General features: G+C 45.1%; 22 protein-coding genes and 2 tRNA genes. 11 read left to right on the top strand and 13 right to left on the bottom strand.

Translation table 11 applies throughout. From position 1 onward, the window contains the following. Positions 1 to 39: 39 nt before the first annotated feature. Positions 40 to 2,505, bottom strand: a complete 2,466-nt coding sequence (locus C2759_RS03610) for a penicillin acylase family protein (RefSeq protein WP_215356312.1) — start codon at positions 2,503 to 2,505, stop codon at positions 40 to 42. A gap of 133 nt (positions 2,506 to 2,638) precedes the next feature. On the opposite strand from C2759_RS03610, the gene C2759_RS03615 reads away from it, so the two are divergent. Next, positions 2,639 to 2,727: transfer RNA gene (locus C2759_RS03615), tRNA-Leu, on the top strand. A gap of 21 nt (positions 2,728 to 2,748) precedes the next feature. Then, a complete protein-coding gene (locus C2759_RS03620; RefSeq protein WP_215356313.1) occupies positions 2,749 to 3,195 on the top strand; it encodes a hypothetical protein in 447 nt (148 codons plus the stop codon). Here C2759_RS03620 and C2759_RS03625 read toward each other — a convergent pair. From C2759_RS03625 to C2759_RS03645, 5 genes are read right to left on the bottom strand one after another with little or no spacing between them, the layout of a single operon-like run. Continuing rightward, positions 3,192 to 3,605 (bottom strand): biopolymer transporter ExbD, encoded by a 414-nt coding sequence (locus C2759_RS03625; protein WP_215356314.1) that lies wholly within the window; start codon positions 3,603 to 3,605, stop codon positions 3,192 to 3,194. The genes C2759_RS03620 and C2759_RS03625 overlap by 4 nt on opposite strands. Before the next feature lie 2 nt (positions 3,606 to 3,607). Further along, the gene (locus tag C2759_RS03630; protein WP_215356315.1) at positions 3,608 to 4,300 is read right to left on the bottom strand and encodes a MotA/TolQ/ExbB proton channel family protein; all 693 of its coding nucleotides are present in this window, start codon (positions 4,298 to 4,300) and stop codon (positions 3,608 to 3,610) included. 4 nt (positions 4,301 to 4,304) lie between these two features. Beyond that, positions 4,305 to 4,997: an energy transducer TonB gene (locus tag C2759_RS03635; RefSeq protein ID WP_215356316.1), complete on the bottom strand. Its 693-nt coding sequence runs from the start codon at positions 4,995 to 4,997 to the stop codon at positions 4,305 to 4,307. After that, on the bottom strand, positions 4,994 to 5,800 hold the full coding sequence (gene murI / locus C2759_RS03640; protein ID WP_215356317.1) for a glutamate racemase: 807 nt from the start codon (positions 5,798 to 5,800) through the stop codon (positions 4,994 to 4,996). The genes C2759_RS03635 and murI overlap by 4 nt, the downstream gene beginning before the upstream one ends. A 41-nt stretch (positions 5,801 to 5,841) precedes the next feature. After that, the gene (locus C2759_RS03645) at positions 5,842 to 7,365 is read right to left on the bottom strand and encodes a fumarate hydratase (protein WP_215356318.1); all 1,524 of its coding nucleotides are present in this window, start codon (positions 7,363 to 7,365) and stop codon (positions 5,842 to 5,844) included. 167 nt (positions 7,366 to 7,532) lie between these two features. On the opposite strand from C2759_RS03645, the gene acs reads away from it, so the two are divergent. Both acs and C2759_RS03655 read left to right on the top strand, forming a co-directional pair. Beyond that, positions 7,533 to 9,506, top strand: a complete 1,974-nt coding sequence (gene acs / locus C2759_RS03650) for an acetate--CoA ligase (RefSeq protein WP_215356319.1) — start codon at positions 7,533 to 7,535, stop codon at positions 9,504 to 9,506. A gap of 60 nt (positions 9,507 to 9,566) precedes the next feature. Beyond that, positions 9,567 to 9,657, top strand: a tRNA-Ser gene (locus C2759_RS03655). A gap of 218 nt (positions 9,658 to 9,875) precedes the next feature. Here the strand turns inward: C2759_RS03655 and C2759_RS03660 are convergent. Then, positions 9,876 to 10,712 (bottom strand): hypothetical protein, encoded by an 837-nt coding sequence (locus tag C2759_RS03660; RefSeq protein ID WP_215356320.1) that lies wholly within the window; start codon positions 10,710 to 10,712, stop codon positions 9,876 to 9,878. Between the two features lie 115 nt (positions 10,713 to 10,827). After that, a complete protein-coding gene (locus tag C2759_RS03665) occupies positions 10,828 to 11,070 on the bottom strand; it encodes a helix-turn-helix domain-containing protein (RefSeq protein WP_215356321.1) in 243 nt (80 codons plus the stop codon). A gap of 59 nt (positions 11,071 to 11,129) precedes the next feature. Between C2759_RS03665 and C2759_RS03670 the strand changes: the two genes are divergently transcribed. Next, a complete protein-coding gene (locus tag C2759_RS03670; RefSeq protein WP_215356322.1) occupies positions 11,130 to 11,549 on the top strand; it encodes a hypothetical protein in 420 nt (139 codons plus the stop codon). A gap of 8 nt (positions 11,550 to 11,557) precedes the next feature. Further along, the gene (locus C2759_RS03675) at positions 11,558 to 12,214 is read left to right on the top strand and encodes a hypothetical protein (RefSeq protein WP_215356323.1); all 657 of its coding nucleotides are present in this window, start codon (positions 11,558 to 11,560) and stop codon (positions 12,212 to 12,214) included. Here the strand turns inward: C2759_RS03675 and C2759_RS10640 are convergent. The 5 genes from C2759_RS10640 to C2759_RS03700 all read right to left on the bottom strand — a co-directional run bounded on the left by C2759_RS10640 (position 12,175) and on the right by C2759_RS03700 (position 15,721). After that, positions 12,175 to 12,675: a helix-turn-helix domain-containing protein gene (locus C2759_RS10640; RefSeq protein WP_215356324.1), complete on the bottom strand. Its 501-nt coding sequence runs from the start codon at positions 12,673 to 12,675 to the stop codon at positions 12,175 to 12,177. The genes C2759_RS03675 and C2759_RS10640 overlap by 40 nt on opposite strands. Positions 12,676 to 12,740: 65 nt before the next feature. Beyond that, complete coding sequence (locus C2759_RS03685; protein WP_215356325.1) at positions 12,741 to 13,658, bottom strand: AAA family ATPase; 918 nt, start codon at positions 13,656 to 13,658, stop codon at positions 12,741 to 12,743. After that, positions 13,651 to 13,881, bottom strand: coding sequence for an AlpA family transcriptional regulator (locus C2759_RS03690; protein ID WP_215356326.1), 231 nt, complete (start codon positions 13,879 to 13,881; stop codon positions 13,651 to 13,653). The genes C2759_RS03685 and C2759_RS03690 overlap by 8 nt, the downstream gene beginning before the upstream one ends. Positions 13,882 to 13,958: 77 nt before the next feature. Continuing rightward, positions 13,959 to 14,510, bottom strand: a complete 552-nt coding sequence (locus C2759_RS03695; RefSeq protein ID WP_215356327.1) for a hypothetical protein — start codon at positions 14,508 to 14,510, stop codon at positions 13,959 to 13,961. 2 nt (positions 14,511 to 14,512) lie between these two features. Continuing rightward, positions 14,513 to 15,721 (bottom strand): integrase arm-type DNA-binding domain-containing protein, encoded by a 1,209-nt coding sequence (locus C2759_RS03700; RefSeq protein WP_215356328.1) that lies wholly within the window; start codon positions 15,719 to 15,721, stop codon positions 14,513 to 14,515. A gap of 457 nt (positions 15,722 to 16,178) precedes the next feature. Here C2759_RS03700 and C2759_RS03705 point away from each other — a divergent pair, with 457 nt between their 5' ends. The 5 genes from C2759_RS03705 (at position 16,179) to fdhF (ending at position 22,331) form a co-directional block, all read left to right on the top strand. Then, positions 16,179 to 16,751, top strand: a complete 573-nt coding sequence (locus C2759_RS03705) for a phasin family protein (RefSeq protein ID WP_215356329.1) — start codon at positions 16,179 to 16,181, stop codon at positions 16,749 to 16,751. Between the two features lie 97 nt (positions 16,752 to 16,848). Beyond that, positions 16,849 to 17,154: a YciI family protein gene (locus tag C2759_RS03710; protein WP_215356330.1), complete on the top strand. Its 306-nt coding sequence runs from the start codon at positions 16,849 to 16,851 to the stop codon at positions 17,152 to 17,154. A 17-nt stretch (positions 17,155 to 17,171) separates the two neighbouring features. Next, the gene (locus C2759_RS03715; protein WP_215356331.1) at positions 17,172 to 17,396 is read left to right on the top strand and encodes a hypothetical protein; all 225 of its coding nucleotides are present in this window, start codon (positions 17,172 to 17,174) and stop codon (positions 17,394 to 17,396) included. Positions 17,397 to 17,596: 200 nt separating this feature from the next. Next, positions 17,597 to 19,399 carry an NADH-ubiquinone oxidoreductase-F iron-sulfur binding region domain-containing protein gene (locus C2759_RS03720; RefSeq protein WP_215356332.1) on the top strand — a complete coding sequence of 601 codons (1,803 nt, stop codon included), beginning with the start codon at positions 17,597 to 17,599 and terminating at the stop codon, positions 19,397 to 19,399. 37 nt (positions 19,400 to 19,436) lie between these two features. Beyond that, positions 19,437 to 22,331, top strand: coding sequence for a formate dehydrogenase subunit alpha (fdhF, locus tag C2759_RS03725; protein WP_215356333.1), 2,895 nt, complete (start codon positions 19,437 to 19,439; stop codon positions 22,329 to 22,331). Positions 22,332 to 22,388: the final 57 nt, after the last annotated feature.

Raw genomic sequence — 22,388 nt, forward strand, 5'->3', positions numbered from 1 at the left:
CCTGAGAGGACTCTTCGTACTATTCTAAACTCCCCCGACTCATTTATCCTTAATAGCCAGATCTAGTTGACGTCCGACCTTCCGGGGTTTCATTTGTAGGGGGAGGTATTCATTTCGAGCCCAAAGCCCACTCATGTTACGGTAAAGCTTGTTCTGCACCCAGCCAGACTGTCCAGATTGATAAATAAAGAGGGATTGCTCTAAATCCGATAGGTCATATAGTGTTCGCAGGCTTGGTGCCTGCTTAGTTTCAAAAGGATTGTCAGCCCTCAGAAGTTCAAGGCGACCCACATTGATGCTAAAGCTATCGCCTGGAAAAGGCTGCATCAAATTAAAGAAACTGCCAAGCAGTGGTAGCTTGCTCAAAGGGCGATGCTCGGAGACTGCAATGTGCGCGTTACCCCATACCCAATTTTTAGGGTTACTGCCAAATTGGGAGCGCAGTTGCTCAAGAGCTTTATCAAACGCTGCATTCGAAGTATCAGCACAACTCTCAATCTGTTCAGTTTTGGGGTCGTTACACCAAGGGCTATTAGGGTTTTGTAATTGCAATATCAATGAATGTCTAAAACTGCGCGCACCGTAATTCTCGGTGAATAAATATCCTAAGCGCGAATAGAGTTTGCGTGTGAGTTGGTCAGCCCAAGCATTGAATATCAGTGCGCCAGCGCTATCGATTTTCATATCTCCATCGAAGTTTTTACTAAGCTCAATTGCTTGTTGGGCTAGTGGGTGTGTTGACTGCACCGATTTAAATAATTCCAATAATGGCGTAGCGCCTAAAGATAAGGTATCTGCTTGCATTGCCTTCATGGAAGCAAAGTCGTGTGTTGGTCTAGATTTAATGAGATCCACAATTCTGTCGTAGCGGGTGGGTAGATCCCAGTCGCCAGTCAGTGGATTTGGATCATTATTGGCAATTATTTTTTGGTTGGCTGTAGCAATCCAATTTGAGTCAGGATTGCTACTATTCGGTAATTGTTCAAACGGGACGTATCCAGTCCAGTCATATTGCTTTTCCCAGCCCAATGCTGGCGCCACTCCATATAAGCCCTGATGTAAGGTGCGTTTGGGTGCGACACCGGCTGTCTGAAAGGAAATGTTTCCATCTACATCTGCTATCACAACGTTTTGCATTGGCGCATAGTTTTTGCGTAGTGCTTGCTTGAATGCCTCCACATCTTTTGCGTGATTCATATCCATTAAGCCAGCAACCGATTGATTTTCAACATCCAGCGCAGTCCAGTGTAAAGCTAAAACAAAGCGATCGGTATCTATTGCCCGCTTGGCCCGTGCATACGATTCAGAAATCACTGGACCATGTCGAGTCTCTTTGACTATAAAGCGCAGCGGAGGCTCGCCTTTGATGTCGATAATTTCTTGGCGAACTTTAAAAGGGAGCGGTCCCTCAGGACCTCGATATGCTTCGGGATTTTTTGGATCTAGCTCCTCAATATATAAATCCTGAACATCAGGGCCGGTATTGGTAAAGCTCCAAGCAAACTTATCGGTCCTGCCTAGTACCACCGCCGGAATGCCGGGGAGGGTTGCACCAATGACATTAAGACCTGGCGCATCTAAGTGAGCCATATACCAAATCGCCGGTGCTGATAGTCCTAGATGGGGGTCGTTTGCCAGCAAAGGCTTACCAGAGCTCGTCAGTTTTCCACTAAGCGCCCAGTTATTAGATCCAATGCCTTCCTTGCCACCTGGGACTTCATTAATGGCTAATTCAGTGGCAGGTAACTTCTTTGACTTCTGGTCTCTGACAAGTGGATTGGGATTAAAGACATTGAGATCTCGATACATTTTCGCAAAGTCAACATGACTCACAGGTTCATCAGGTGTGTAAGCCGGCATCACTTCCCACACTTGCTGAGTTGTTAAAAACTGCGAGAGTTCAAGGCGTTGTAATTCTTTTTTCCAGTTACCACCAAGATCAAGCGCCATCATCAGCATCCACGCTACGCTATCGGTAGGTGACCAGTGCCCTGGTTTAGATCCAGTTAAAAAGTATTCAACTGGCAGGGCCCAGCCTAAGTGGGCATTGCCGGCGTTAACTCCATCTGCATAAGACTGAAGTAATCGCTTGGTAGCAATAGGGTAGCGATCAAACTGTTTTTCTGCGGTGCGCTTAATACCCAGCGTCCGAATAAAGCGGTCAATTGCGAGGGTCTCTTTACCGAGAATTTCGGAGAGTCTTCCGCTAGCTAGTCGGCGATTAATCTCCATTTGCCAAGAGCGTTCACTGGCATGTAAATAACCCAATGCAAAAATTGCATCTGAAGCGCTCTTTGCCTGAATATGGGGAATATCACTCTCATCGAAGGAGATCGCAACGGAATCCCCCAGGGACTTAATGATTCGCTTGCCAGAAGGATTGGTTTGAGCTGAGAGTAGGTAGATTATTCCAGCAGCGGTGATCAAAATGAGGGCCGCAAAACTGAGCCAAAAGATACCCTTAAAGGTAGATTTAAGACCTGAGTTTGGCGATGATATTTTCATGGGAATAGTTTAGTGGGTTTGTCTAAACTTGACCCCAGGCTTGATGAAAGCAGGCTTCCTGCCTCAGATAGCGCTCACATGATAAAATTTTGCTTGTCTTGATTTATTTAGTACGGCTTAATTGCTCGTGCGAGCCCGAGTGGTGAAATCGGTAGACACAGCAGATTTAAAATCTGCCGACTCAAAAAAGTCGTGCCGGTTCGATTCCGGCCTCGGGCACCAATCGATTGACATCAGGCATCCTTGAAATACCTTTACTTTATCTCCTTACTTCTGTGTGCCGCCCCCAGTTTGGCTGCCGATACCCTGGTTTTTACTTGTGAACGTTCGGAAAATAATTACACCGAAACGTATCAACTCAAAGTGATGACAACCTCAAAAAATCAGAAGGCTAAGGTTTTCGTCGATGACCGAGATTTAGACCGGGTTAGCGAGTTAGGTCAGCAAACTGTCAAGAGCATTCTCATTGATGAATACACGGTCCTCATTTCAATGGAATCACAATTTCCCCCAGAAAGTTTTGATGGTTTCCAGTATGGCGCTGGTTCTGTAAGCACGATGATCGCAATTAATCGACCAACGGGTCAACTAAGAAAGGTGCAGACGGTTAAAGGTGGAATTCTCTCCGCAACTCTAGGCGAGGGTAAAAAGATTTATCAAGAGCAATGCACTGCTTTTACAAAGCCTTAATTGGGCTCGGTCACAAATCCCAGCTTGGTTAAGCCAGCGCGTCGGGATGCGGCTAATACCTGAGCAACATATTCATACTTCACCGACTTATCGGCACGTAAATTGATTTCTGGTTGGGGTTCTTTCTGAGCAGCTTTTTCTGCATAGCCATCAAAAGTCTTTAAATCAATTGGCGTACTATTCCAGAATATTTTGCCCTGAGCATCAATCGAGAGCTGTACTGACTCTGGTTTGACTTCGTTGCGCACACTATTCGCCTTCGGCAGCTCGACCTTCACCGCCTGCTGAATGACTGGTAGGGTGATGATGAAGATAATCAGGAGTACCAACATGACATCCACCATCGGAGTCATGTTGATTTCGGCCATGATGCCGCTTTCTTCTGGATCGTTCTGAAGATTAAAGGACATATTTATTCCCCGGACTTTACGCGGGCACCGGTTACAAAGTAAGCGAGGAGATCATTGCCAAAGCGATTGAGATCAGCAACTAATAATTTATTGGCGCGATTAATTGCATTAAAGCCTAATACTGCTGGAATCGCTACAGCCAAACCTAAAGCAGTCATGATGAGTGCTTCGCCAATTGGGCCAGCAACTTGATCAATCTGCGCGCTACCTGAGCTGCTAATTGCAATCAAAGCATGGTAGATGCCCCATACCGTTCCAAACAAGCCAATAAACGGTGCCGTTGCGCCGGTCGAGCCAAGGAAGGTGATCCCCTTTTGGAGTTGGGCGGCAACACCATCAATACTGTTCTTAAGACTTCTTGCCATCCACTCGGAGTAGTTTAGGGTTTGCAATAGTTCGCGATGATTGGTCGATTGACTTTGGTGGTGGGTAGAGGCTCCACTAGCGGCTTTAGCAATCTGATAGTAAGGATTACTTGCGTGGCTGGTAAATGCATTAAGACCCTCATCATAGGAAGTGGCGCGCCAAAACAGATCAAGCTCAGGTTTGAGTTTGCGTAGATTGCGCAGATCCCAAAAACGGGATAGCAAAATTACCCAGGTCACAATAGAGCAGATGAGGAGTGCAATGGCCACAAAGCGTGTAACTGCATCGCCTTCAAGCCATAAATTTGCTAAGCCAAATGGTGTATTCATAATATTAATTCTTTAAATTAAATTTAATTAAAAGGTTGGTAGAAATTCTTTGGGGCGAACCATTGACTAAAAATGGTTTAAAGCGATAACGACGGCCAATTTCCGTTGCTGCTCTGTCTAATCTTGGAAATGAGCTGGAACGTAATAAGGCAACATCCTCAACACTACCTGATTCATCAATAATCAGTCTCACCACCACTTCTCCTTGCTCTCCAGATCTTTTGGAAAAAGAAGGGTAGTAAGCATCTGCATCTGGTTGATATACAACGACTAGTTTACCAATGTCAGTCTGAATTGGTGTGCCACTTGATCCAGAGGTAGTAGCTGGTGCAACCGTAGCATTCGGAGCTTGCGATTCACTTTTGGATTGCTGGGGTGTTGGCGGTGTTGGAGCCTGTTGTTGGTTTTGGGGTGGGGTTGGTGCCTGCGTGGATTTTTCATCCACAGTTTTCTTCTGCTCTTGCTTGGGTTTTGGTGGAGGCGCAGCTGGGGCGGCCTGGGGCTGTTTAGCGGCCTCTGGACTTACCAAATTGGCCATCACTCGCGCATCATCTTGATTGCTATCGTTGTCCGGCTTCATGCCGCTTTGAAAGCCAATCAAAAATAAAAAATGCAAGGCAACAACAATACCAATGATGATACGTTCGGTCTTATCGAATGGTAGACGTATATTCATTTGATTTAAAAAGGCACTCATGTAAATGAGCTCACTAGCTGAGATTGAATGCTATGTTCATCAAGGTCTGATTGCATGAGCTCGCACGCCATGTGATGTAATTTCTGCGCATCTTTACTGCTGATGAATTTAATAAAACCATATTCTTCATGATCTAAGTGCTTATCCTGCGACTCTAGTTTTCGTTTAAGTTGGCGTACCACTGCCTCGCTGGTATCAATGAGGTTAATGGAATCGCCTAATAATTTACGTATGGCTTTTCGTAAGAAAGGGTAGTGTGTGCATCCTAGAACCAGAGTGTCTGCTCCCGCTTCCTGAATGGGTTCTAAATGTTTGGCAATTAGCTCCAAAGTCTCTTCAGAATTAGCCTGGCCCGCCTCAATCAGGGGAACTAAGCCAGCCCCCGCTTGTTTAACAAACTGACAATTGGGTAGGGTAGCCAGCAGAGCGCTAAACTTATCACTATTGAGGGTGGCCTCAGTTGCGAGCACGCCAACAATGCCATTACTTGACTGCATTGCTGCAGGCTTGATGCCTGGCTCTACACCGATGATTGGAATATTACTCAGCTCATGACGAATATTTGCAATGGCCTCGGCGGTGGCAGTATTACAGGCAACCATAATGGCATCACAACCTTGCGCTGCTAAGTATTGGCACAGCTCCATACTGCGCGTAGCAATCCACTCGCTAGATCTCTCTCCATAAGGAGCATTGATGGAGTCGGCAAGATAGATATAGTTATGTTCAGGAAGTTGGCGTAAAGCCTCATCCAGAATGGATAAGCCTCCAACGCCAGAATCAAAAACTCCGATGAGTGCCAAGTAAGGTCGCTTAACTAGAAGTGGCTGAGTTAATAGTAGACTTAGGCAATCGTGACTGGAATGCCGGCAATCTTTGCTTGCCATTCTTTAGGGCCTGTCTCATGCATAGAGATACCGGCAGAACTGACCGCTACCGTTACTGGCATGTCTTTGACATCAAACTCATAAATCGCTTCCATGCCAAGGTCAGCAAAGCCCACTACCTTGGCCGTCTGAATGGCTTTAGAAACTAAGTAAGCAGCGCCACCAACAGCCATCAAGTAAGCAGACTTGTGCTTTTTGATCGCTTCAATTGCAGTAGGGCCTCGTTCCGCTTTACCAATCATGGAGATTAATCCAGTTTGAGCCAGCATCATCTCAGTGAACTTATCCATGCGGGTAGATGTAGTGGGTCCTGCCGGACCAACTGCTTCGCTTCCCACTGGATCTACTGGGCCAACGTAATAGATCACGCGGTTTTTAAAGCTTACCGGCAATTCTTCACCTTTAGCGAGCATATCGGCAATGCGCTTATGTGCCGCATCGCGACCAGTCAAAATCTTACCGTTGAGGAGCAGTGTTTCGCCTTCTTTCCAGCCGGCCACTTCTTCAGCGGTCAAAGCATCCAAGTTCACTCGCTTCGATTTTTTGGTGTCTGGAGTCCAAGTGACATCTGGCCAATCAGATAAGGATGGTTTTTCTAATATCGCTGGGCCATCACCATGCAAGTGGAAATGTACGTGGCGGGTTGCAGCGCAGTTTGGAATCATTGCTACTGGCAATGAAGCCGCATGCGTTGGGTACTCCATGATTTTGATATCGAGCACAGTGGCTAGACCACCGAGGCCTTGTGCCCCAATACCGAGCTTATTTACCTTATCGTAGATCTCTAGGCGAAGCTCTTCAGCACGAGTCTTTGCACCACGTGCGATTAATTCTTGAATATCTACCGGACCCATTAAAGATTCTTTAGCCATCAACATGGCTTTCTCTGGGGTTCCACCAATACCGATGCCTAAGATGCCGGGAGGGCACCAGCCCGCACCCATCGTCGGGACGGTTTTGACTACCCAATCTACGATCGAATCAGAAGGGTTGAGCATGACCATCTTGGCTTTGTTCTCAGAGCCGCCACCTTTGGCTGCGCAAATGACTTCGACATCATCGCCTGGGACGATTTCGTAATGAATAACCGCCGGAGTGTTGTCACCTGTATTTTTGCGCTTGCCCGCTGGATCAGTCAAAACAGATGCTCGTAGTGGGTTATCTGGGTTCATGTAAGCCCGACGAACCCCTTCGTTCACCATCTCGGTGACGCTCATGGTGGCATCGCCCCACTGCACATTCATACCAATTTTGAGGAAAACGACTGCGATACCGGTGTCCTGGCACATGGGGCGGTGACCTTCTGCGCACATCCGGCTATTGGTCAAAATCTGGGCAATTGCATCCTTCGCCGCTGCACCTTGCTCAAGCTCATAAGCCTTGCCCATAGCGGAGATGAAGTCCTTGGGATGATAGTAAGAGATGAATTGGAATGCATCTGCCACGCTTTGAATGAGGTCGTTTTGTTTGATATTTGTCATGGTTTTGAGCTTAATTATGTAAGGTTTAATCTATTTTAAGGGTTTGCCATAGAGCAAATCTAGCGTGTTTTCACTTATCTTATTAGCTCTTGGGGATGCGTTTCCCTAACTCTGCTCTATTTTTGCAGAAAAAAACGACTGATTATTGATTAGAAGGGCTGTGAAGCATGGAACCATTGATGCAAGAAAACCGCGTATTTAACCCACCAGCAGACTTCATTAAGTCCGCCGCTATTCCTGGAATGGATGCTTACAACAAGCTCTGTGCTGAAGCTAACAATGATTATGACGGTTTCTGGAGTCGCCTTGCTAAAGAGAATCTCTTTTGGAAAAAGCCCTTTACTAAAGTTCTAGATGAATCTAAGGCGCCTTTCTACAAGTGGTTTGAAGATGGCACCACTAATGCTTCCCATAACTGTTTAGATCGCCAGGTTGAAAATGGCCTTGGTAATAAGACCGCGATTATTTTTGAAGCAGATGATGGATCCGTTACCAACGTAACTTATCAAGAGTTGCTTGAGCGTGTTTGCAAAATGGCAAATGCACTTCGCAAAATGGGTATCAAGTCTGGTGATCGCGTCATCATTTATATGGCGATGACTATCGAAGGCGTTGTTGCGATGCAAGCTTGTGCTCGTATCGGCGCAATTCACTCTGTTGTGTTTGGTGGATTTTCTGCTCAAGCACTTCGTGATCGAATTATTGACGTTGGTGCCGTGGCAGTGATTACGGCAGACGGACAGTTCCGTGGCGGCAAATCATTACCTTTAAAGGCCATTTGTGACGAGGCTCTGTCCACTGGCGAATGCCCTAATGTGAAGCATGTAATTGTTAATAAGCGTACTGGCAGTGATGTCACCATGACGGCTGGCCGTGATGTTTGGATGCAAGAAATCGTAGCCAATGAAGCCACTACTTGCGAGCCAGAGTGGGTCAGTGCTGAACACCCACTATTTATTCTTTATACATCGGGTTCAACCGGCAAGCCTAAGGGTGTGCAACACTCTACAGGTGGTTACCTCTTGTGGGCGATTCTCACAATGAAGTGGACCTTTGACATTAAGCCAACTGACGTCTTCTGGTGCACCGCAGATATCGGCTGGGTAACAGGTCACTCCTATATTACCTATGGCCCACTCGCAGTGGGCGCGACGGAGATTGTGTTTGAGGGTGTTCCAACTTATCCCAATGCGGGCCGTTTTTGGGACATGATTCAAAAACATAAGGCCACGATTTTCTACACCGCTCCAACAGCGATTCGCTCATTGATCAAGGCATCTAGTAATGATCAAGCAGTGCATCCAAAGAGCTATAACTTATCTTCCTTGCGTCTCTTGGGTTCAGTCGGTGAGCCGATTAATCCGGAAGCGTGGATCTGGTACTACGAAAATGTGGGAGGCTCACGTTGCCCAATCGCAGATACCTTCTGGCAAACCGAAACTGGTGGTCATATGATTTCACCATTGCCAGGTGCAACTCCAATGATTCCAGGTTCTTGCACATTGCCATTGCCGGGTATTCAGGCGGCGATTGTGGATGAGGCCGGTGCAGATGTTCCCAATGGCCAAGGTGGAATTTTGGTTGTGAAGCGTCCATGGCCTTCAATGATTCGTACGATCTGGGGCGATCCCGATCGCTTCGTGAAGTCTTACTTCCCAGAAGAGTTGGGTGGTACTTTGTATCTGGCAGGTGATGGTGCAATCCGCAATAAAGATACTGGCTATTTCACGATTACAGGTCGTATCGATGACGTCTTGAATGTCTCTGGTCACCGCATGGGTACGATGGAAATCGAATCTTGCTTGGTTGCCAATCCCTTGGTTGCTGAAGCAGCAGTTGTGGGTCGTCCTGATGAATTGACTGGTGAAGCAATTTGCGTATTCGTAGTCCTGAAGGGCGGACGCCCAACAGGTGATGAAGCGAAGAGGATTGCTACTGAGTTGCGGAACTGGGTGGGCAAAGAGATCGGTCCGATCGCTAAACCGAAGGATGTCCGTTTTGGTGATAACTTGCCTAAGACTCGCTCTGGCAAGATTATGCGTCGCTTGCTACGCGTGATTGCAAAAGGCGAGGAAGTAACTCAAGACACCTCAACACTGGAAAATCCAGCGATCTTGGATCAACTCAAAGAGTCTGTTTAAGTAGCTCATTGCGCTTTTAGAGGCAAACCCTTCCGGCAAACGTATAATCAACGGCTGTACGGAAGGGTGGATGAGCGGTTTAAGTCACACGCCTGGAAAGCGTGCGTAGGTTAATAGCCTACCGCGGGTTCGAATCCCGCCTCTTCCGCCACGTTGTCAAGTAAAAAGAGCCCTCGCGGCTCTTTTTCCTTTTGTTACCTCAAATATTCCCTCTTTAAAGCCTTTTACTACAGGTTTGGGTTGTCCGTTCCCGATAATTTTTACTCCACCTTACGATGTAAATATCCCCCCATACCCCCCAGTTCTAGGTATCAATTTGATTAAGATTTTATATTTCAGGAGATTGCCTCTAAAAACTTAACTTTTTGGCTATTGCCGTGATTTTGTCTTGAAGTCAATAAGCTCTCGCCTCTTTTTTTCGTAGTCCAATTCCATTTGCATTTTGCGTTTAGTCTCATCAATTAACTGTTGTTTCTTTATGTCCTCATTTATGCGATCTGAAAAGTTGGAATTGCGATTTTGGGGTGACCTATAGGACTCATCTACTGAGCCAGACGAAAGGCGGCTATTCCCCGTTGTCGAATCACCATAAAGGGAATTAGCGGCTGATGTATTACTAATTCTGGAGCGCTCATCGATAATTGCCTGAGTCTGATCTAATCGATATTTATTCAAAGCAATATTAAATGCACTACTTTCTGCCTTTTGTAGGTGATGAAGTAGGAGATTGCCATCGCCAATCGTAATTTCACGGCCAATTAGGGCGCCATAGACTCGATCTATTGCTAAGTTACTTTTTTGTTGTTCAGCAAGTATTGGAGTAGCACTCAGGCCTGTAAGCAATATTTCTCTACAAGCTATATTTTGATTTAGATATTTAATGAGCGTATTTTTTTGCTCAGCGCTCAACTTGAGCTTAGATTTTACCAAGTCGAAACGATTACTTTGGGCATCACCTAGGACTAAGGTTTGCTTGGCTACATCTTTGCCTAACTGGGACTCGTTTAGATCACTTACACATTTTTTTTGATTTTGGTACGCCTTGTCAATTTTCTCATTTTGACGACTTCTTGATGCCTCCATTTGACTTAGGTTGGAAGGTCGTTCGGTCTGAGTATATGTGACTGGCGGGCTAGGCTTAGCGCAGCCGTACAAAATTAATGGACTCGATGCAATCCCGACTAAAAGCAGAAGGAGGCGGTTCATTACGACCTTTAATTATGATTCTTAAAGAGATTCTAACTCTTTAGACCCCAGGGTATTGGCTCTAATATTCCAGTTATGTCAACTTTTGAGCCCTTCAAAATTCTAGGCAAATTTTTTATTTAAGCTCGTTTTCAACCAGAATCATTAATTCTGATGGCTTTATATTTAGGGCTGTAGCTAATTTAAAGATGGTGGTTATGGTCGGTTGGTTTTGGCCGAGTTCCATAAGGCTGATGTAATTGCGCTGAAGATCTGCGGCAAAGCCGAGACTTTCCTGGGATAAACCAGATTTGAGCCTCAGACCTCTTAAAACTATCCCAAAAGCAATATTTGGAGGATTTTTGCGCTTTCCCAACATATTGGGAATTTCGCCTTAATGTGAGATTATGTCTTCACAATATATGGTGAATATTAACTTTGATAACTAAAGATATTTTTCAAAAGATTTGGCGAGGTGAGGTAGTAGGGCCTTTTGTTGTCATTGGCCTAATTGCCTATTTCTTCATCTCTAGGTACGGCCTCATACAGGCCTACTTAAAGGCTAGCGGCATTATTGGAGTTCTATTGACCCTTGTTTTTACTATTTTTGCATCCAGGCAGATTTCACGATGGCTGAAGTTGACGAGTGCTCTGGGTCAGCTAATTCAAATACCACTCTTTTTTGCTATTGGCTATAGCTATATTGTCGGATCTCATATCCTATTAATTGCCCTTTCTGGCTATCCAGACTATGTGTTGTTTCCATGTAGCTATCCGCCGCAACCCGGTATAGAAGAGCAAGAAGCTAAAACATTCTGGATGTTGAGGCCTATCGATCGCTTTGATTGCGATTCTTAATTTCTAACATGAATAAATTAATTACAGTAATTTTTTGTATTTCTCTTTTATTTGGGTGCGCTAATCGCGATACATCCGCCAATCAATATTCAGCAAGACTCAACACTTTATTGAGCGACTCTATGTCAAAGGGACAAGCTTGCTTTAAAGTTGTGGAGGATACTCAGGAGGCTAAATATGTGAGAGCCAATATTATCTTTAACGATCCTGATGCCCAGAATAAATTTGAGTTGCTAGGTTCTACCAAAAAAGTTAGCGTAGAAGATAAAAAGATGTTGGCGGCATTTTTAGTCAATAGGCAACCTTGTTTTAATGAATCAATTAAATCCTTGAAGGCAATTTACCCCCCATTTGCAAATATACAAGCGGCCTCCCTTCAGAGGTCTGACGCAATTTACGCAAAACTTATGAGTGGATCTATTGCTATTGGTGATGCAAATCAGGCTATACAAGAAAACTTATCTGCTTTTAGAAAGGAGTGGTCTGCTGAGACGACTGCCCTTAATGCTAGGATACAGAATGACCATAATGTTGAGGTTCAGGATAGATATTCGAGGACAATGATTATTCAAAATATGTTGAACAGTTATGGTAGTCCTTATAAGTCACCATCAATGACAAATTGTCAGCAAATAGGAAACTCATTTAATTGCTTGACGCAGTAAGACTCCTTTTCTGATGGTATTTTTTCATCTCCCCTAATTAAAATTTGATATCGGTTGCCTCTGCGAAATGCAAATGGCAATTTTTTGCCTTTCGGCATTAGATGCTTGATATAGCCAAATTTTGTGAGCCTTTTAATGGCACGACTTATGTTTGGTCTCGCAACGCCTATGTTTTTATATAGGGTCTCCTGATTTGGGTAGCAGATACCTTTTGGGCTTGTGTAGCAACAAAGGGCGCCTAAAACTCTCAAGTCATTTCTTGAAAGTCTTTTATCCGATATTGCTCTAGAAGGCAGTAAGCTGAATGCCAATGGGAAGGGTGTGAAATTCCAAGAAAAATTTGAGTCAGGGTACCCAACTGGAAACACCCAGGGGGGAGGGGGAGGAGCACCCTCTGCTTTTCTAGCATCTATTTTTTTTATTTTAGGTCGATTAGGTATATGAAATTCAACACACTTCATTTAGGGCCTTTCGGAATGTTGCATGTTGCATTGGTATAGGCATACAACATGCAACACAATTAGAATTAAAGTTCACCAGCATGCTTTGCATCTTGTGCATGGCGGAAAACAGTCGTCCTATCTACACCTATTTCTTTTGCAATTTCTGAATTATTTGTGCATCCCCGTTTATAGGCCTCAATCACTCTGTCGCGAGTCGAGCTCTCCGAGGGGCTGGTGACCCATTGGTATTCACCAGATTCAAGCTGGGTGAGTTGTGCCACGAAAGGTTTAGCCTCTTTACCAGCCCACTCCCGATTTTTCTCATAATGAACCTCAAATCTAGCCCCCATGGTTGGACAGTAATTTTCTGGCCTCCTGAGATTGATGACCACATCTAGGGAGTCCTCCTTTCTAGATGTTCCTCTTTGTTGCCCGCTTTTTCCAGAGTGGTGAATAAAAATAACCGCACGGCGTTCACGCTTCATTTTTAACGACCACTCAAGTACTGTATTCCAGGATTCTGCTGAGTTTTCATCGGCTGATGAGCGGACTAGACAAGAGAGGTTATCAACGATAATTACATCGGCAAGATCAGTATGTTTTGAAATATCTAATTGGCCTTTCGCGCTGGCAAGATCAGGCATTAGACGCTCCTGTAAATCGGGTGTAATTATTGAAAGATTTGTTAGGGTTGACTGGAGCAATACCGCGTCATTTAATTTTTTGTTGAAACGATCTTGCATTGCTGATGCAGTCATCTCCCCGTCTATATAGAGTACTTTCTTTGGTGAGGGCACCTTCCAGCAGAGAAATTCACCCCCAGTTGCGAGCGCATAGGCGATGCCTATTGCGACATGTGTCTTACCAATACCTCTTGGAGCATGAATCATATTTAGGCTGGATGAATCTAGCCAGGGACTCATTATTTTGTCTTTTTTGGGCAGACTGAGCTTCAGAAATGTATCAAGTCCCACCGCCTTGATCTCAGGTTGACTATACATTCTTGATCTCCCGTAGTTGGGATTTGCTACGAGACTTCTCAAGTATCCAGTTGGTAATATCTTGCTTAAGCCATACCCTCATCGTTGCAGAGAGTCGGGTAGCCTCGGGAAACTTTCCTCCAGCCTCCCAAGCGAGAATCGTACTTTTTCCTAGTCCTGTGAGTAACGATACCTCTGACAGTCTTATAAATTTGATGCCAATTTCATTTTGTTGCTGATTCATTTTCATTCCTTTCTTTTAAGTGCTTGTTAGCATTTAAAAGTAGGTAATGGCCTGATGGAAGGGTGTGTACTATGCGGTCACCCCCTCCAGCTTTTGACCCATCCTTTAAGCGTATCTAATTTCCAGTCATGGTCTGGGTAAGATTCTATTAGGGCATTCATCAGCTTTAAATGCCCACATGATCTGCTATTTTTCTCAGATATTTCTACCCATTTATTTTTTGCCATTATTTTCCAGCTTGTCTCATGTCGCTGATTTGCTTTTTTTGCGCCTTGTCTTCTATTGGCGCTTACTTTGCTCTTATATTGTTCCTCTTTAAGCGCTAGTTCGTTTGCCGATTTCCTGTTGAAATCAAGTTTCTTTTCTTGAATTTTTGCAATGTCGAATAGAAATTCACAACCCCAAGTCAGCTTAGCAATCTCATCAAGCAACTCCTCTCTGGATAGAGGGCTGAGATCGCTATCTAATCTTTTTCTGATCTTATCAATTTGCTTATCTCTAATATTCTCATCCGCTATTGCTGAGAAGATCACATTTTTAATTTTCAGGGATGAGGCGGCTGATTTGACATGGAGAATTAATTCTTTATGCCTATGCTCCAACAAATCTTTTTCAGTTTTTTTATTCATATTTATGCCACTTTTAGTGTCAATATATTTGATATTGCACCTTGATTGCAGTAATCCTCCCAGTCAGCCATTAAGTTGAGCCTTTTAGCCATCAAGTCTCCTCTACGATATGCCGCCTCTGATTGATTAGATATCTGGTGTGCCAAGGCTTTTTCTGCAACCTCTGAGGGGTGATCCGTGGTCTCAGCAACCCAATCCCTAAAAGTAGATCTAAACCCGTGCACAGTAGCATTTAACCCCATCCTCTTAAGAACCGAATACATTGCCATGTTGCTAAGTTTTTTTCCATCTATTGAAAAAAGATAGTTGCTATTGGGATCAAGATATCTTGCGATTTCAATTAGCTCTTTAGCCCTATTGGACAAGGGAACCCTATGTTCTTTACCAGCCTTCATGCGTTCTCCTGGGATAACCCAAATTCCCTCGGCAACTTCATCTCTCGTAGCCCCAATCACCTCTCCCGTTCTAGCGCAATTGAGGATGGTGAATTCAAGCGCAATTGAGGCAACTCCATCTCGATCTCTTAACTTTTGAATGAAGTTTGGCACTTGACTAAAGTGGAGCGCCTTGAAATGCTTGGTTTGCCCAGATTTATTGACTTTTGGAAGGATGGTGTCAAGATGGGATCTCCATTGGGCTGGATTAACGCCTTCCCTCAGTTTTCTCGTGGTAGCAGATGCCAGTATCCACTCTATCCGCCCCCTAAGTCTCGATGCGGTGTGATGTTTAGTTAGCCAAATAGGTTGCAAGACCTTGAGAATATCTTCAGTAGTAATTTGATTAAGAGGTCTATCTCCAATGATTGGGTTTGCATATTCTTCTATCGTATAGCTCCATTGGTCACCATGCTTTGAATTTCTCCATTCATGTGACTTCAATTCAATACAGTTCTTTGCAAAGTCCCGAAACTTAATCTGATCCTCGCTCGCCTTGATAGCGGCGGCTTTAAGCTTTTTTCTGGCTTCAATTGGATTTATTCCTCTGGCGAGATCAAAGCTGGCCTCCATAGCTTTTTTTCTGGCCTCTGCAAGGGTTACCCAGGGAAAGACGCCGAGAGACATGTCTTGCCGCCTTCCGGATCGCATATACCTGTAAATCCAATATTTTTTTGTTGTCTTCTTGATTAATAGGTGGAGTCCGGTACGGCCATCAAAATATCGGCCTGGTTTATCGGTCTTCTGAACAAAGTTAGCGTTGAGTGAGGTTTTCATAGTCATTCCGTTCCATCAGTTGTTACCTCAAAACATCTATGTAAGACGCGAGAGGGTGTTGGTGAGAAATGTATTGCCCGAGAAACTCTTTTGGTAGGGTGAGCGCTATGTAAACACCATACTTTTGCTCTAAAAGTGCAGCTAATATGGTTCTAGAGGATTTTCGGGTTATCCAAGACTTTCTGGGGCTATACATGCCCTCTACTAGACGCCTCTTCCGCCAGTAGTTCGAAACCACCTTCGGGTGGTTTTTTCTTTGCTTTTCTATGATTTTTACCCTAAATCATCACTTCAGTCAGAATATTTTAGATACTCAACCCTCTGTTTTTAATCAAAAAATGGGGTTTTTGGTGTTTTTGTTGCATTGCCGCAAATAAATCTTGCACTGCAATAAAAAACTTTTTAGAATGGTGCATTGCAATACATTTATTAATTTTATAAAAGTTAGGAAAACACCATGTTCCAGAATCAATTAAACGACCAAATGACACAAGCTCAAACTAAAGCTGTTGAAAACGCCAAGTTCTTGGCTCAAGTAGCTGTTGAAAGCGCAAAAGAATTAGCTGAAATCAACCAAGCTGCCGTTAAAGATGCTTTAGTAGTTGCTCAAGATGCAAGCGCTCAGTTGTTGGCAATTAAAGATGCACAACAGTTGGCAAAATTGGCTCAGCCAGAAACTGCACAAGAAGCTGCTAAGTACGCTGCTGCTTACCAAGCTAAAGTAAACAAGGTAGTGCGTAACAGCAACAAAGAAGTTGCTCAAGTAGTTGACGCATCTATTGATGACGCACGTGCTGATATGGTGAAGTTTGTTAAAGAAGCCACTAAGACAGCCCCTGCTGGTTCTGAGGCATTTGTATCTGCATTCAAAACTGCATTCGAAACTTCACTCCAACAGTTTGACCAAGTTCGCGCTTCAGCAACTGATGCTTTCGCAAACTTTGAGAAAAGTGTTGATGCTGCAATGGCTAACTTTCAAGGCCAATACGCAGTAGCTAAGCCAGCTGCAAAAAGCCGTAAAGCTGCTTAATTCGTTTTAAAAGCTTTGCACAAGAAACCGCCTTCGGGCGGTTTTTCTTTTTTCACTTGCCGTAAGATGGATGCTTTAGAGCTAACGAGGAGTACACATGGTCTTTGCAATCCTTTTAATGGATCGTCCTGGCACCGCAGAATTACGTATTCAGGTACGACCAGAGCATCGCGCTTACTTGGGTAAGCTCGCCGACAAGATGGCTTTTGCCGGCCCACTGACCTCAGAAGATGGCAAGACGACAGTAGGCAGTTTGTTAGTCATGGATTTTCCTAGCAAGGCGGACGTTGAAGCTTGGCTAGCAGATGAGCCGTTTACCAAAGCAGGGGTCTATGAAAAGCCGGTCATTCACGTGTTTAACAATAGCTGGCAACAACAGGTTGGGTTTCCACCAGTTAAGTAATCAAGTAGACTTGAGCTATGAATTCAACTACATTGCGCCCTTTAGCTATCCTTGTTTCTATTGTCGCCATTGCCCTAACGGGATGCGGCTCTATTGAGTCAGCAGCCCAAGAGGATTGCACTTCTATTGGCTGGCAAATCGGCAGCAAAGGTTACAACGATTGCTTTAAGGCTCGTGTTTACGAACGCAAGCTTGATTACGCTCCGCCACCCGGCAGCAAACCATCCCCATCAGTTATTTAATTTAGGGTTTACCCTAATTAAATTCACTTGAGCGCCGTCAAGGACTTGAGTGCAGAAATAACCCAAAATCATCCTTGATCTTGGGAATTTCCTATATAGAGCGAGCTCAGTTATTTCTTGCCTATTCGGACCTTCTTAAGCCCGGTTTTAGACATAAAAAATAGCATCATTATTGCGACTAGAAATTAGAGATTAAAACTATGAATCACCCAAAACCCTCGGATGAAGTCAAGGCTGTTGCCGTAGCAACAGCAGATGATTTAAGGGAAACCATTCGTCGCAAGAGCAAACTCAAAGGGCGTCAAGCAGACGATGTGTCCTTGGCAGAAGTTCGCCAGTTAATTGGTGCTGCAGCTGACCGTCGCGATTTGCTGATTGAGAATTTACACAAGCTCAATGATGAATACCGCGCTTTGCATGATCGTCATTTGGTTGCCCTCGCAAAAGAAATGAATTTGCCGATGGCGGAAGTTTATGAGGTTGCCACTTTTTATCACCACTTTGAAGTGGTGCGTGGCAATGATCCCGTTGCAGATATTACTCTGCGTGTTTGTGATGGTATCGCCTGTGAGCTTGCTGGCGCACAAAATCTATTAGCAAAGTTACCAGTAATTTTGGGTAACCCAAAAATTAAGGTGGAGGCCGCTCCCTGTGTGGGCCGTTGTGAACAGGCTCCAATAGCAGTTGTGCATCAGTACCCAGTATTGTTCGCAACTACTGATAAGGTTGCCGCAGCCGTCAAAAATAATTTGACGACTCATCCGATGGCTAAGGACAGTGCGATTTTTGATCCCGCAGCTTTAGCTGAACAGGGCGTATCTCCACAGGGTGACAATCAAGCAGTTTCACCGGACTATGTAGGCTATGAGTCCTATCGCGCGCAGGGTGGTTACTCCCTAGCAAAAGAAATTGTTGAAGGTAAAAAAGATGGCGAGAGCATCGTCAAGATCATGGAAAGCTCGGGACTCCGCGGCCTAGGTGGCGCGGGCTTCCCAGCGGGACGTAAGTGGCGCATTGTGAGAGATCAAGTCGCTCCAAAGTTGATGGCAGTGAACATTGACGAAGGTGAGCCAGGGACATTTAAGGACCGCACCTATTTGGAGCGCGACCCACATCGTTTTTTAGAGGGTTTGTTAATTGCCGCTAATGTAGTCGGTATAGATGCTTGCTATATTTATTTACGCGATGAGTATCATGGTTGCCGTGAATTACTCGAATTGGAGCTAGCAAAGCTCATAGCAAATCCGCCATTTAAATTGCCATTGATTGAGTTGCGACGTGGCGCGGGCGCGTATATCTGCGGCGAAGAATCCGCCATGATTGAAAGTATCGAAGGTAAACGGGGCGAGCCTCGTATGCGTCCTCCGTACATAGCTCAAGTTGGATTGTTTGGTCGTCCAACGTTAGAGCACAACTTTGAAACTCTCTACTGGGTGCGCGATATTGTTCAGCGTGGTCCTGAGTGGTTTAGCTCCTTCGGTCGCCATGATCGCAAAGGCTTGCGCAGCTATAGCGTTAGTGGCCGAGTTAAAAACCCAGGTGTGAAACTGGCTCCAGCCGGTATTACGATTCAGGAGTTGATTGATGAATATTGTGGCGGCATGCAAGATGGCCATAAGTTCTACGGTTATCTACCGGGTGGCGCATCTGGTGGCATCTTGCCAGCAACCATGAATGACATTCCATTGGACTTTGATACCTTGCAGCCTTATGGTTGTTTCATTGGTTCAGCTGCGGTGATGGTGTTTGGCGATCAAGACAAGGCGCGCGATATGGCGCTCAACGTAATGCATTTCTTTGAACATGAGAGCTGCGGTCAATGTACGCCATGTCGTGTAGGCACCAGCAAAGCTGCCAAGTTAATGCAGTCATCAACTTGGGATCAAGATACTTTAGAAGACTTGGCAACTGTGATGGTTGATGCTTCTATCTGCGGTCTAGGTCAAGCTGCACCCAATCCAATTCGCTGTATTGCAAAATATTTCCCAGAAGAAGTTGCTTAATCAGCAATCAAAAAACTAAGGGAAAAACGAGACAAATATGAACGCACCAGTAAATCCTAAAGAACTTGAATTGCAAACCGTTGAGTTCAAACTTGACGGCAAAACCATCGTTTCTTACGAAGGCGAGACTATTCTCAAGGCCGCTAAGCGCCACGGGATCGATATTCCTCATTTGTGTTTTAAAGATGGTTACCGCGCTGATGGTAATTGCCGTGCTTGCGTAGTAGAAATTAATGGTGAGCGTACTTTGGCACCTAGTTGCTGTCGTAGCGCAACTCCAGGCATGGATGTCAAAGCCAATAGCGAGCGTGCACTAAAGAGTCAAAAGCTAGTGCTCGAGATGTTGTTATCAGACATGCCTGATGAAGGATTTAAGTGGGTTGGTGATAGCAAAGAAGAAGAGCAAAAAAAACAACATGGTGAATTGAGTACTTGGGCTGCTCGCTTAGATGTCACGGTTCGACCTGAGCTTAAAGCCTTACGTCGTGAAAAAGTCACTCATGATATATCTCACCCAGCCATGGCAGTGAATCTAGATGCCTGCATTCAATGTAATCGTTGTGTGCGCGCTTGTCGTGAAGAGCAGGTCAATGATGTGATCGGCTATGCAATGCGCGGTTCTCATAGCGAGATCGTATTCGATCTAAATGACCCCATGGGCGATAGCACTTGCGTTGCTTGTGGTGAGTGCGTACAAGCTTGCCCAACAGGCGCATTAATGCCTAAGGGTTTAATTGGCTCGCAAACGGTTGACCGTAAGGTGGATTCAGTTTGTCCATTCTGCGGCGTAGGCTGCCAAATTACTTACAACGTAAAAGATGAAAAGATTGTTAGCGTAGAAGGTCGTGATGGCCCGGCCAATCACAATCGTCTTTGCGTGAAGGGTCGCTTCGGTATGGATTACATCCATAACCCACAGCGCTTAACCAAGCCGCTAATTCGTAAAGCAGGAGTTGCTAAAGATGAAGCTTTATTAGAAGGTAAGCAAGATTGGTCCGACATCTTCCGTGAAGCTACTTGGGAAGAAGCTTTGGAACTTGCTGGTGGTGGCCTCAAAAAGCTAAAAGATCAATACGGTAACAAGGTACTTGCAGGTTTTGGCTCTGCAAAAGGCAGCAATGAAGAAGCTTACTTGTTCCAAAAACTGGTACGCACCGGTTTTGGTAGCAATAACGTTGACCATTGCACGCGCCTTTGCCATGCATCTTCTGTAGCTGCATTGCTCGAGGGTGTTGGTTCGGGTGCCGTTAGTAACCAAGTCAACGATGTTGAGCATTCAAGTCTTATTTTCTTGATCGGTTCAAATCCAACAGCAAATCACCCTGTTGCTGCTACCTGGTTTAAGAATGCGGCTAAACGTGGCGCCAAAATTGTCTTGTGCGATCCACGTGCGACTGAAATCAGTAAGCATGCTTGGCGTACGATGCAGTTCAAGCCAGATACTGATGTGGCAATGCTCAACGCCATGATCTTCACAGTTATTGAAGAGGGCTTAGTTGATGAAGACTTTATTAAGAACCGCTCCAATAATTTTGAAGCTCTTAAAGAAAATATCAAGGGCTATAGCCCAGAAGCGATGGCACCTATCTGCGGTATCCCAGCGGAAACCTTGCGTGAGGTAGCTAGGGAATTTGCTACTACTAAATCTGCCATGATTTTGTGGGGAATGGGTATTAGTCAGCACGTTCATGGCACTGATAATGCCCGTTGCTTAATTGCTTTGGTCAGTATTACTGGTCAAATTGGTAAGCCTGGTTCTGGCTTGCATCCACTACGCGGACAAAATAACGTGCAGGGTGCAAGTGATGCCGGATTAATCCCGATGATGTTCCCGAACTACCAACGCGTAGACAATCCGGAAGCGCATGCCTGGTTCGAAAAATTCTGGGATACCCCATTAGATAAAAAGCCAGGTTATACCGTAGTGGAGATCATGCACAAGATCACTGCGCCCGATAGCGATCCAGACAAGATTCGTGGCATGTATGTGGAGGGCGAGAATCCTGCGATGAGTGATCCCGACTTGAATCATGCCCGCCATGCTTTAGCTTCTTTGGATCTATTGGTCGTACAAGATATTTTTATGACCGAGACTGCGCTCCTAGCCGATGTGGTATTGCCAGCAAGTGCATGGCCTGAGAAAGTCGGTACTGCCAGCAATACCGATCGTATGGTTCAGATGGGCAAGAAAGCGATTAATCCTCCAGGGGACGCCAAGCCTGATTTGTGGATCATTCAACAAATTGCTAAACGCATGGGTCTGAACTGGAACTACCAAGGTGCTGACGACGGTGTTGCAGAAGTGTATGACGAGATGCGTCAAGCAATGCATGCAGCCATTAACGGCATTACTTGGGAGCGTTTAGAAAAAGAGTCTAGCGTGACTTACCCATGCTTATCCGCTGAAGATCCAGGTCGCCCCATTGTGTTTGATGACAAGTTTGATACTAAAGATGGCAGAGTCAAGTTAGTGCCAGCCGATATCATTCCTGCGAATGAGCGTCCAGATGCGGAGTATCCATTTGTATTGATTACAGGTCGTCAGCTAGAGCATTGGCATACCGGTAGCATGACGCGCCGTGCAACTGTCTTAGATGCGATTGAGCCAATGGCTACTGTGTCGATGCACGGTGAAGATATGACCCAGTTAGGTGTATCTGCTGGTGATGTCATTAAGGTTCAGTCTCGTCGTGGCGAAGTCGCTATTCACGTTCGACGAGATGACGGAACTCCCCGTGGCGTGATCTTTATTCCGTTTGCATACTATGAGGCTGCAGCCAACCTCATTACCAACTCAGCCTTAGATCCATTTGGCAAGATTCCTGAGTTTAAGTACTGCGCGGTCAAACTTGCTAAAGGTGGTCAAGCCGCTCCAGTAATGGGCTATGGCACCAATGATCCCCAACGGCAGAAAGTGGAGCCGATTCACTGATAGGGGTCTACTTGAGAAAAGGCCGCCTTCGGGCGGTTTTTTCTTATGAAATAACCT

The sequence above is a fragment of the Polynucleobacter sp. MG-Unter2-18 genome (genome assembly GCF_018687675.1).
GTDB lineage: Bacteria > Pseudomonadota > Gammaproteobacteria > Burkholderiales > Burkholderiaceae > Polynucleobacter.

Coding starts and splice junctions, on each gene's coding strand:
- C2759_RS03705 (WP_215356329.1), top strand. CDS start 16,179: ATGTTCCAGAATCAATTAAACGACCAAATGACACAAGCTCAAACTAAA.
- C2759_RS03625 (WP_215356314.1), bottom strand. CDS start 3,605: ATGTCCTTTAATCTTCAGAACGATCCAGAAGAAAGCGGCATCATGGCC.
- C2759_RS03665 (WP_215356321.1), bottom strand. CDS start 11,070: ATGTTGGGAAAGCGCAAAAATCCTCCAAATATTGCTTTTGGGATAGTT.
- C2759_RS03635 (WP_215356316.1), bottom strand. CDS start 4,997: ATGAGTGCCTTTTTAAATCAAATGAATATACGTCTACCATTCGATAAG.
- C2759_RS03660 (WP_215356320.1), bottom strand. CDS start 10,712: ATGAACCGCCTCCTTCTGCTTTTAGTCGGGATTGCATCGAGTCCATTA.
- C2759_RS03720 (WP_215356332.1), top strand. CDS start 17,597: ATGAATCACCCAAAACCCTCGGATGAAGTCAAGGCTGTTGCCGTAGCA.
- C2759_RS03610 (WP_215356312.1), bottom strand. CDS start 2,505: ATGAAAATATCATCGCCAAACTCAGGTCTTAAATCTACCTTTAAGGGT.
- C2759_RS03700 (WP_215356328.1), bottom strand. CDS start 15,721: ATGAAAACCTCACTCAACGCTAACTTTGTTCAGAAGACCGATAAACCA.
- C2759_RS03715 (WP_215356331.1), top strand. CDS start 17,172: ATGAATTCAACTACATTGCGCCCTTTAGCTATCCTTGTTTCTATTGTC.
- C2759_RS03690 (WP_215356326.1), bottom strand. CDS start 13,881: ATGAATCAGCAACAAAATGAAATTGGCATCAAATTTATAAGACTGTCA.
- fdhF (WP_215356333.1), top strand. CDS start 19,437: ATGAACGCACCAGTAAATCCTAAAGAACTTGAATTGCAAACCGTTGAG.
- C2759_RS03710 (WP_215356330.1), top strand. CDS start 16,849: ATGGTCTTTGCAATCCTTTTAATGGATCGTCCTGGCACCGCAGAATTA.
- C2759_RS03675 (WP_215356323.1), top strand. CDS start 11,558: ATGAATAAATTAATTACAGTAATTTTTTGTATTTCTCTTTTATTTGGG.
- C2759_RS10640 (WP_215356324.1), bottom strand. CDS start 12,675: ATGAAGTGTGTTGAATTTCATATACCTAATCGACCTAAAATAAAAAAA.
- acs (WP_215356319.1), top strand. CDS start 7,533: ATGGAACCATTGATGCAAGAAAACCGCGTATTTAACCCACCAGCAGAC.
- C2759_RS03630 (WP_215356315.1), bottom strand. CDS start 4,300: ATGAATACACCATTTGGCTTAGCAAATTTATGGCTTGAAGGCGATGCA.
- C2759_RS03645 (WP_215356318.1), bottom strand. CDS start 7,365: ATGACAAATATCAAACAAAACGACCTCATTCAAAGCGTGGCAGATGCA.
- C2759_RS03685 (WP_215356325.1), bottom strand. CDS start 13,658: ATGTATAGTCAACCTGAGATCAAGGCGGTGGGACTTGATACATTTCTG.
- C2759_RS03695 (WP_215356327.1), bottom strand. CDS start 14,510: ATGAATAAAAAAACTGAAAAAGATTTGTTGGAGCATAGGCATAAAGAA.